The organism is Lactobacillus delbrueckii subsp. delbrueckii DSM 20074 = JCM 1012 (assembly GCF_001433875.1).
GTDB lineage: Bacteria > Bacillota > Bacilli > Lactobacillales > Lactobacillaceae > Lactobacillus > Lactobacillus delbrueckii.
Genome location: NZ_AZCR01000062.1, coordinates 1 through 8682, shown reverse-complemented (window position 1 = coordinate 8682; position 8682 = coordinate 1). Strand labels below are relative to the sequence as shown.

At 49.3% G+C, this 8682-nt stretch carries 6 protein-coding genes, 2 pseudogenes and 1 riboswitch; of the genes and pseudogenes, 2 read left to right on the top strand and 6 right to left on the bottom strand.

The features are described 5' to 3' along the window. Positions 1-65: 65 nt before the first annotated feature. The 4 genes from FD23_RS07465 to guaB all read right to left on the bottom strand — a co-directional run bounded on the left by FD23_RS07465 (position 66) and on the right by guaB (position 4530). Positions 66-452 (bottom strand): class III lanthionine synthetase LanKC N-terminal domain-containing protein, encoded by a 387-nt coding sequence (locus tag FD23_RS07465; protein WP_052933541.1) that lies wholly within the window; start codon positions 450-452, stop codon positions 66-68. Between the two features lie 433 nt (positions 453-885). Beyond that, positions 886-1257: a type II toxin-antitoxin system HicB family antitoxin gene (locus FD23_RS07460; RefSeq protein ID WP_025896240.1), complete on the bottom strand. Its 372-nt coding sequence runs from the start codon at positions 1255-1257 to the stop codon at positions 886-888. A gap of 562 nt (positions 1258-1819) precedes the next feature. Beyond that, positions 1820-3373: a glutamine-hydrolyzing GMP synthase gene (guaA, locus tag FD23_RS07455; RefSeq protein WP_002877245.1), complete on the bottom strand. Its 1554-nt coding sequence runs from the start codon at positions 3371-3373 to the stop codon at positions 1820-1822. Next, complete coding sequence (guaB, locus tag FD23_RS07450; protein WP_002877243.1) at positions 3373-4530, bottom strand: IMP dehydrogenase; 1158 nt, start codon at positions 4528-4530, stop codon at positions 3373-3375. The genes guaA and guaB overlap by 1 nt, the downstream gene beginning before the upstream one ends. 190 nt (positions 4531-4720) lie before the next feature. Beyond that, positions 4721-4818: riboswitch (purine riboswitch) on the top strand. An 86-nt stretch (positions 4819-4904) separates the two neighbouring features. Here guaB and FD23_RS07445 point away from each other — a divergent pair. Continuing rightward, the gene (locus FD23_RS07445) at positions 4905-5474 is read left to right on the top strand and encodes a xanthine phosphoribosyltransferase (RefSeq protein WP_025896237.1); all 570 of its coding nucleotides are present in this window, start codon (positions 4905-4907) and stop codon (positions 5472-5474) included. 29 nt (positions 5475-5503) lie between these two features. Further along, entirely contained in the window at positions 5504-6796 is a 1293-nt protein-coding gene (locus FD23_RS07440) for a nucleobase:cation symporter-2 family protein (protein WP_052933540.1), read from the top strand. 67 nt (positions 6797-6863) lie between these two features. On the opposite strand, the pseudogene FD23_RS07435 reads toward FD23_RS07440, so the two are convergent. Next, positions 6864-7212 (bottom strand): annotated as a pseudogene (locus tag FD23_RS07435) (hypothetical protein). Further along, a pseudogene (locus FD23_RS07430) lies at positions 7205-8513 on the bottom strand (Y-family DNA polymerase). The pseudogenes FD23_RS07435 and FD23_RS07430 overlap by 8 nt, the downstream one beginning before the upstream one ends. Between the last annotated feature and the right edge of the window lie 169 nt (positions 8514-8682).

Genomic DNA, 8682 nt, shown 5'->3' with positions numbered 1-8682 from the left:
CTTCCTGCGGTTAATGGAACTATCGCGGAAAGCTTTCTAAGTCTCTCAGTCATTTACACAAGTTTTTATACTGAACCATTATTTTCGTAGAGTTTAACTATAACTTTTTTGAAGTCATCCAAGCTTGAAGGATAGATAGTAATAAATTTCCCACTAGCCCATAAATCATCTTTTCCTGCCAAATTGTCAAGAAGTTGTTCTCTATTAGATATATATTTGAAATCTATCAAATTTGACTTACAGAGATCAAACACTTCATCAAGAATCACTTGATAATTGATTTGTGTTGCAGATATATGAATTTTGAATCCTTGATCGGGAATTTCAGCATTGGAAAAGCAAAATTGAAGAAAGCGTTTTTTGCTATCTCTTGCAATTTTTTTATAATCTTCTAATTGAAAATCACTCGGAAGAAGTGATGTGTCACTTGACTGGTAGTTCAAATTTATCATGTTTTTTCTCCTCATATTTTTGTGTTTTCTTCCTACACTTCCAAATTTATCCACCATATTATACGGTAAATTTTACATTAAAAAAATATAAAGTAAACCCTTGTATTTTAATTTTGTTGGAGGTTTACTGTGGTAAACAATTTTTAGGAGGTAACAAAATGAAAGAATTACATAAGTTACAAATGTTAGCGCAAAAGAAAGTTCATTCTGATGTTAGACGATTAACTTTTTATTGCAAGACAAATACAATCAGCTGCGTTAAGTAATACGTCGCTGTTAAAAAGATTCACTTATATATACAAGAAGAGCAAAGCATTTTATTAAATCGCTTTGCTCTTCTTTATAATCAAGACATTACTCAGCATTCGATAGGCATTTCTACCTTATTTTTGCAATAAAAAACTACCCGGCAATAACCAGGTAGTTTCCAACATCAAGCTCTATTTCTTTCTTCCAGCGCATCATTCTTAGACAGCAAATAGACACAATACTGGTTCATGCTGACACCTTCGCGTTTAGAGTGTTCAGCAAGTGAGCGGTGCAGGCTCTTGGGAATCCGCAGCTTAAATTGCCCGGAATAGTCATCCAGAGATGCCGGCTCTGCTATCTCAATACCATCCTCCAGCGCGGCTTCCAGCCACGCTTTTTTAGCATCCTCCGCGTTTTTCGCAGCAGCTTCTAGACTTTCCCCGATAGTAATGCACCCAGGCAATTCTGGATAGCTGGCAACATAACCGCCTTCATCTGGATCAGGCACAAGTTCAAGTCTGTATGGAATAGCCAGATAATCATCAATTGTCTTCATGCTTCGTTTCCTCCTCAACAACTTTGCGTACCATTTCAACGTATATTTTCTTAATCGGTTCATGTTTAGGGATCGTAATGGGAGTTTTACCCGGTTTGCGAAACGTATAATGACTACTTCAACTTCTTGGTGCCGTCATTACATAACCATAACTTTCTAGAACCTTCTTCAATTCAACAAAACGCATGCCTTTTGATAATGAAAGGATGTGCTGTAACAGTTTATCCCATTTCGACATTATAAACTCCTAGTATCATTATATATGGTGTCATATTCGGTGTCAAAAGATACAGCCTTTAAACCAAAATATTGACTATCTGCGATTTAACATATTCTTGTGCAAATTACTTACTATAGCTATTTTGCTTTTACCTCGCAGATTATCCAAACTGATGCGTACGTCGAGATAGCCCTTTATAATTGAGTCAAATTATTTCTGGACTATACTTTTGCTAGCAGTAATTACTTTGCTTTTAAGGCTCCAACTTCCTGCATTTTTCCACAAAAAAACTACCCGGCAATAACCAGGTAGTTTCCCCAGCGGAGAAAAATTCCGCTTATTTTATTCATATTCAATCGTTGCCGGCGGCTTGCTCGTCACGTCGTACAGTACGCGGTTGACCTGCTTGACTTCGTTGACGATCCGCACGGAGATCTTTTGCAAAACATCCCATGGAATCTGCGCAAAGTCAGCGGTCATTCCGTCAATTGACGTCACGGCCCGAATGCAGACAGCGTAGTCGTAAGTCCGGCCGTCACCCATGACCCCGACGCTCCGCATCCCTGGCAAAGCAACAAAGTATTGCCAAATGCTTTCCTGCAAGCCTGCATTCTTGACTTCTTCCCGCAAGATCGCGTCCGCGTCCCGGACGATCCGCAGCTTCTCTTCAGTGATCTCCCCGATTACCCGGATAGCCAGGCCAGGACCTGGGAACGGCTGCCGCCATACCAAGTCGTGTGGCAGACCCAGCTTTTCACCCAAGACCCGGACTTCGTCCTTGAACAATTGCCGCAGCGGTTCAATCAGCTTGAACTGCATGTCTTCCGGCAAGCCCCCGACATTGTGGTGGCTCTTGATCGTGTGGGCCGTGTCGGTCCCTGATTCAATCACGTCAGTGTACAAGGTCCCTTGGGCCAGGAACTTGGCGTCCTTGATCTTCTTGGCTTCATCGTTGAAGACCTGCACGAATTCGTTACCGATGATCTTCCGCTTCTTTTCTGGGTCGGTTACCCCAGCCAGCTTGGACATGAAGCGGTCCTTAGCATCAACTCTGACGATGTTCACGCCCAGCCCTTCTTTAAGAGCGGCCATAACTTCATCGCTTTCGTTCTTTCTAAGCAGGCCGTGGTCGACAAAAATCGCCGTCAACTGGCTGCCGATTGCCTTGTGCAAAAGGGTAGCCGTAACACTGGAATCAACCCCGCCGGAGATCCCCAGGATCACATTGGCGTCGCCAACTTCTTCTCTGATTGAGTCAACAGACAGCTTAATAAAGTCATCCATGGTCCAGTTGTCCTTGGCCCCACAGACGTCAAAGGCAAAACGGCGCAAGATGTCCAGGCCGTATTCTGAGTTGCGGACTTCAGCGTGAAACTGGATTGCGTAGAACTTCCGGTCTGGGTCAGCCATGGAAGCGATCGGGCAGTTCTTGCTTGAAGCCAGAACTTCAAAGCCTTCTGGCACCTTGGTTACCAGGTCCCCGTGGCTCATCCAGACAACCTGCTTTTCTGGCAGGCCCTTGTAAAGCGGGCTGTCAGCTTCCTTGACTTCAATGTGGGCTGAGCCGTATTCAGCTTCCCCGGCCTTTTCAACCGTCCCGCCCAGCTTCTGGGTCATCAGTTGCATCCCGTAGCAGATACCCAAGATTGGAATCCCCAGTTCAAAAATTTCCGGATCAACGTCCAGGGCGTTTTCATCGTAAACTGAGTTCGGGCCGCCGGAGAAGATGATTCCCTTAGGAGCGATCTTCTTCACTTCTTCTGCCGTAATCGTGTGCGGCAAAAGTTCTGAATAGATGCCAAAGTCACGGATCCGGCGGGTAATCAATTGGTTGTACTGGCTGCCGAAGTCCAGGACGATGATCTTGTCAAAATTGCTTAAGTCGATTTTTGCCATTAGAAGTCGATGCCTCCGTAGTTAGGTGCGGCCTTGCTCATCATCACGTCGTGCGGGTGGGATTCACGCAGTCCGGCATTTGAAATGCGGACGAATTGGGCGGTTTCAATCAGCTTGTCGATGTTTTCAGCCCCGCAGTAACCCATACCTGACCGCAGGCCCCCAAGGATCTGGTAAACAACGTTGCTTACCGTACCCTTGTAAGAAACAACAGCTTCGATGCCTTCTGGCACCAGCTTGTTGGCTTCGTTCACGCCGCCTTGGAAGTAGCGGTCGCTTGAACCATGTTGCTGGGACATGGCGCCAACTGACCCCATCCCCCGGTAGGACTTAACCAGACGGCCGTCAGAACCTTGCTGCACGTCCCCTGGAGCTTCTTCAGTACCTGACAGCATGGAGCCCAGCATAACAGCGTTGCCGCCAGCAGCCAAAGCCTTAACCACGTCACCTGAGTACTTGATCCCGCCATCAGCGATGATCGGCTTGCCAAATTCCCGGGCTACGTCAGCCGCATCGTAAATAGCAGTCAATTGCGGCACGCCGACACCGGCAACCACTCTGGTGGTGCAGATTGAGCCAGGCCCGATACCAACCTTGACTACGTCAACACCGGCTTCAAACAAGGCCCGGGTACCTTCAGCAGTAGCCACGTTGCCGGCAATCAAAGTGTTGTGCGGGAAGTGGTCGCGGATTTCCTTGATCTTGCGCAAAACGCCGGCTGAGTGACCGTGAGCCGTGTCGATAACGATCGCGTCAGCACCGGCTTCAAACAGGGCTTCTGCTCTTTCAAAAGTGTCGCTGGTCACGCCGACAGCAGCAGCTACCAAGAGCTTGCCATCCTTGTCAACAGCAGCGTGGGTGTCTTCGGCAGTTACCGGAGTGTTCTTAGCCAGACGGACTTCGTCAGCTTGCGCTTGAATTGAAAGGTTCTTGTGGACTACCCCAAGGCCGCCCATCTTGGCCATGGCTGCCGCCATTCTGCCTTCGGTCACCGTGTCCATCCCAGCGGAGATCAAAGGAATGTTCAGCTTCAAGTTTGGTGCCAGCTGGGTTGACAAGTCGACTTCGTTCGGCAGAACGTGACTTTCAGCTGGAATCAAGAGCACGTCGTCAAAAGTAATACCTTCTTTAGCAAATTTGGTTTCCCACAAAGACATGATTTTATCCTTTCAAACAATCGTTGATACTTTTTAATTAATCAACTTTACACGTTTTTCGCCGCCAGGTCAACAAAAAGCGAATTATTCACTATTTTTTTTAATCTTTTAGGACTTTTTGCGCCAGATTAGAAATTTTTTCGCCAAATCAGATTGAATTAATTCGGCTTTTGCTGTAACATTTAGCAATAACTTAACAAATGTTTCTACTTATATATCGCTGCAATGCGGGCAGCAGTCTCTACCCGGAGCCGTAAACTCCGGACTATAGGTATTAGGAGCATTGGCCCCTGGCCAAGCAGCTTCTTTTGCCTTACTTTTGGCAAAAGGAGCTTTTTCTGTTTACCGCTGTTTTTTGTTTTAAAAGGAGTCACATGGAACTTTTAGAAGAACGCATTAAGAAGGATGGCGTCGTTTTACCAGGCGACGTCTTGAAGGTCAACTCATTCTTGAACCACCAGATCGATCCCCAATTGATGATGACCCTGGGCCAGGAATTCGCCCGCCTCTTCAAGGATGCAGGCGTCACCCGGGTCCTTACCGCTGAAGCCAGCGGGATCGCTCCCGGCATCATGGCCGCCTACTGCCTGGGCGTGCCGATGATCTTTGCCAGAAAGAAGAAGCCTTCAACCGTCACTGACGCCGTCTACACCGCGGAAGTCTTCTCCTACACCAAGCAAGTGACCAACACCATTTCTGTTGAAGCCAAGTTCCTTGATGCCAATGACCGCATCTTAGTCATCGATGACTTCCTGGCCAACGGCGAAGCGGCCAAGGGCCTGATCTCCCTGGCTGAACAAGCCGGCGCTGAAGTAGTCGGCGTGGGCGTTGTTGTGGAGAAGGCCTTCCAGGGCGGCCACGACTGGCTGGTTAACCATGGCTATCACCTGGAAGCTTTGGCCAGCATCAAGAAATTCGCCGACGGACAAGTTATCTTCAATTAATCTTTGACAGTAGGAGTTATTTACTAAAAATGGATCAAACACAAGAACCTTCACAAGGCCGCTCTTTTGTCCTGGGCCTACAGCACTTTTTGGCCATGTACTCCGGGGCCGTGGCGGTCCCGATCTTGATCGGCAATGCCCTGCACTTTAACTCAGAGCAATTGACCTACCTGGTCTCCATCGACATCTTCATGTGCGGCCTGGCCACCCTCTTGCAGCTATTGCGCAACCGCTACTTCGGGATCGGCCTGCCAGTCGTTTTAGGCTGCGCCATCCAAGCTGTTGCTCCTTTGGAAATGATCGGGCAGAAGTACTCCATCGGCACCATGTACGGATCAATCATCGTGGCCGGGGGCTTCGTCTTCCTCATCGCCGGAGTCTTTTCCAAAATCAAAAAGCTCTTCCCGCCAGTTGTCACCGGGACCTTGATCACCACTATCGGCTTGACCTTGATCCCAGTCGGCATCCAGAAGCTGGGCGGCGGGTCAGCCACTGCCAAGGACTTCGGTGACCCGAAGAACCTCCTGGTCGGCTGCGTCACTATCTTGGTGATCGTGGCTCTGCAAGCCTTCGCCAAGGGCTTGATCGCCTCAATATCCATCTTGATCGGCCTCATCGTCGGCACTCTCCTGGCCGCCTGCCTGGGCATGGTTTCTTTGACCCCAGTTTCTGAAGCTGCCTGGCTGCACTTCCCGCAATTCTTCTACTTCGGCTTGCCAAAGTTTGAATGGTCATCCAGCTTGACTATGATGATCATCGCCCTGGTCTCCATGGTTGAATCAACCGGCGTCTTCTTCGCCTTAGGCGACCTCTTGGGCAAGGACATCACGGAAGATGACCTCAAGCGGGGCTACCGGGCTGAAGGGCTGGCCCAGATTTTCGGTGGTCTCTTCAACACCTTCCCTTACACCACATTCTCCCAGAACGTCGGCCTCCTGCAATTGTCCGGCATCTGGTCCAAGCGGCCGATCTACTGGGCAGCCGGCCTCTTGATGGCCATGGGCCTTCTACCAAAAGTCGGTGCCCTGGTCACCATCATGCCAACGGCCGTTTTAGGCGGGGCCATGGTGGTCATGTTCTCCTCCATCGCCGTACAAGGGATCAAGATGCTGCTCAAGGTCGACTTCAGCGACAACCATAACCTCTTGATCGTGGCCATCTCCCTAGGCCTGGGCTTAGCCGTTTCCGTCTACCCAACCATCTTTCAGGCTCTGCCAAGTGAACTGCAGTTTTTCCTAGAAAACGGGATCGTCATCGCCTCAATCTCTTCCGTCCTTTTGAACTTGATCTTCAAGGGCAAAAAAGGACTGGACGAAAAATAACTTTTGCAATTAAACACAGATAAATCTCAGAAGCCTCCTTTACCATGAAGCGGGGCTTCTTTTGTCCTTAATCACTTAAAAGTAGGACGCGGCGCAAGTCGTCTAGCGCAATGACGTGTTCACCAATCACCACCTTGTCTTCCGCGTAGCCCTGGACAAAGCCAACTATTTCCTCCGTTTTCATCCACTTCCTTCAGCTGGACGGCCACCGGCCGCTGGTTGCCAAAAGCTGCTCCCAGCACTTTTCCGCACTCTTCCCGGCTCATTTCCGCCCGGTCGGGCACGCTTTTCTGCCTTGTCTCTTTATTGATCATGGCCGTGTGGTCGCTTAGGAAAAAGCCCGCCCACTTCTTCATCCCCCGGTCTTGATAATGGGCGAAAAAATCCGTCACCCGCTGGTCAAACTCCTTACTCATAGGCGTTGCCCCCATTGTGGCCGCCGACCAAGCGGCTTCTGGCAATTGCCGTGGCCCCTGGCTAAAGGCTGGAGGCTCTGACGACACTGGCAAAACCATACTTCTTCCGTAATTTGTCAACCACCTGATCCCGCTTCTGCTGCTTGATCTGCTCGGCTGGCGGCAGGAAGAAGGTCAGCTGCTGGCAGCCGGCCGGCGCTAAATTGCTGTAGGTCACTCCCAGCCGTCTGACCGCCTGCCCCCGCCACTTTCTTCTGAAAAGGGCCCTGAGCTTGGCCACCAAATCGCTGGAGATATCAGTCGGCGTGATCTTCTCTTGAATGCTGAAGCCAGCTGGATCTGCCTCGTAGTCAGCGTAACCGACATAAAGGCTGACCCGGCCAGCCAACAAATGCTGGGCCCGGATTCTGGCCGCGACCTGGTCGCCGATTTCCTGAATAACGATCTCAATTTCCTGCTGGTCTTCATAGTCCCGGCTTAAGATTTGGGAGTTTCCGTAGCTTTTGCTTTTGGGCCGGTACTTCTGCTTGATGATGCTCCGGTCCACTCCCCAGCTCATGGCAAAAAGCTGATCGCCGATCACTTCCGAACTCCTTCTTCAAAATAGCCGGATCGCTGTGGGCCAGGCCATACATGTTGTTGATCCCCAGCCGGCGTAGGCGGTTGGCCGTCTTGACATTGATCCCCCTAACGTCTTCCAGCTTGGGAATCTTCCAGATAGTATCGGGCACGTCAATATAGTGCCGGCAGGCAATCATCGAAGTCCGGTGCTTGGCGGAAATGTCCATGGCCAGTTTGGCCAAAAGGGGGTTCTCCCCAATCCCGCAAGTCGTGTACAGGACCAGGCTGTCGTGAATATCTTTTTGAATCTTCCGGGCCACCAGATAAGGGTCATCCCCAAACAAGTGCCAGGACTCAGTCATATCGATCATGCTTTCATCGATCGAATAGACATGGATATCCTCATCTGCCGCGTACTTGCGGAAAATCTGCAAAACCTCCATGCTGCGCTTGATGTAAAGATTCATATGCGGCTCAACCAGCATTAGGTCCGGAGCCTGGTCTTTAGGCGGCAAGTCTCTGGCCCGCATGACATTGCTCAGGCCGTACTTTTTCTTGGCCAAAGGCGAGGCAGCCATAATCAAGCCTGACCCCCAGTCAGTCCCCACCTGCTGGGACACGACGGCTAAAGCGACTTCCATTGGGTTCAGGCCCAGGCGGAGGGCCTCGCAGGAGGCATAGAAAGATTTGTTGTCGATCATGAAAATAACCCGGTGGGGCTCATAGCGGTAATCGTACATCAAAATCCACTTCTTTCTTGAACATTTGTTCTAATAAATTATATCGAACTTTTGTTCTAAAAAGTAGGCAAACAGAAAATAAAAGCAAAAATAAAACATACTAATCTGGTGTTGGATGATTACTCGACGGAGTAGTCGTTCAACACTTTTTCTTTTACTATATAAAGTG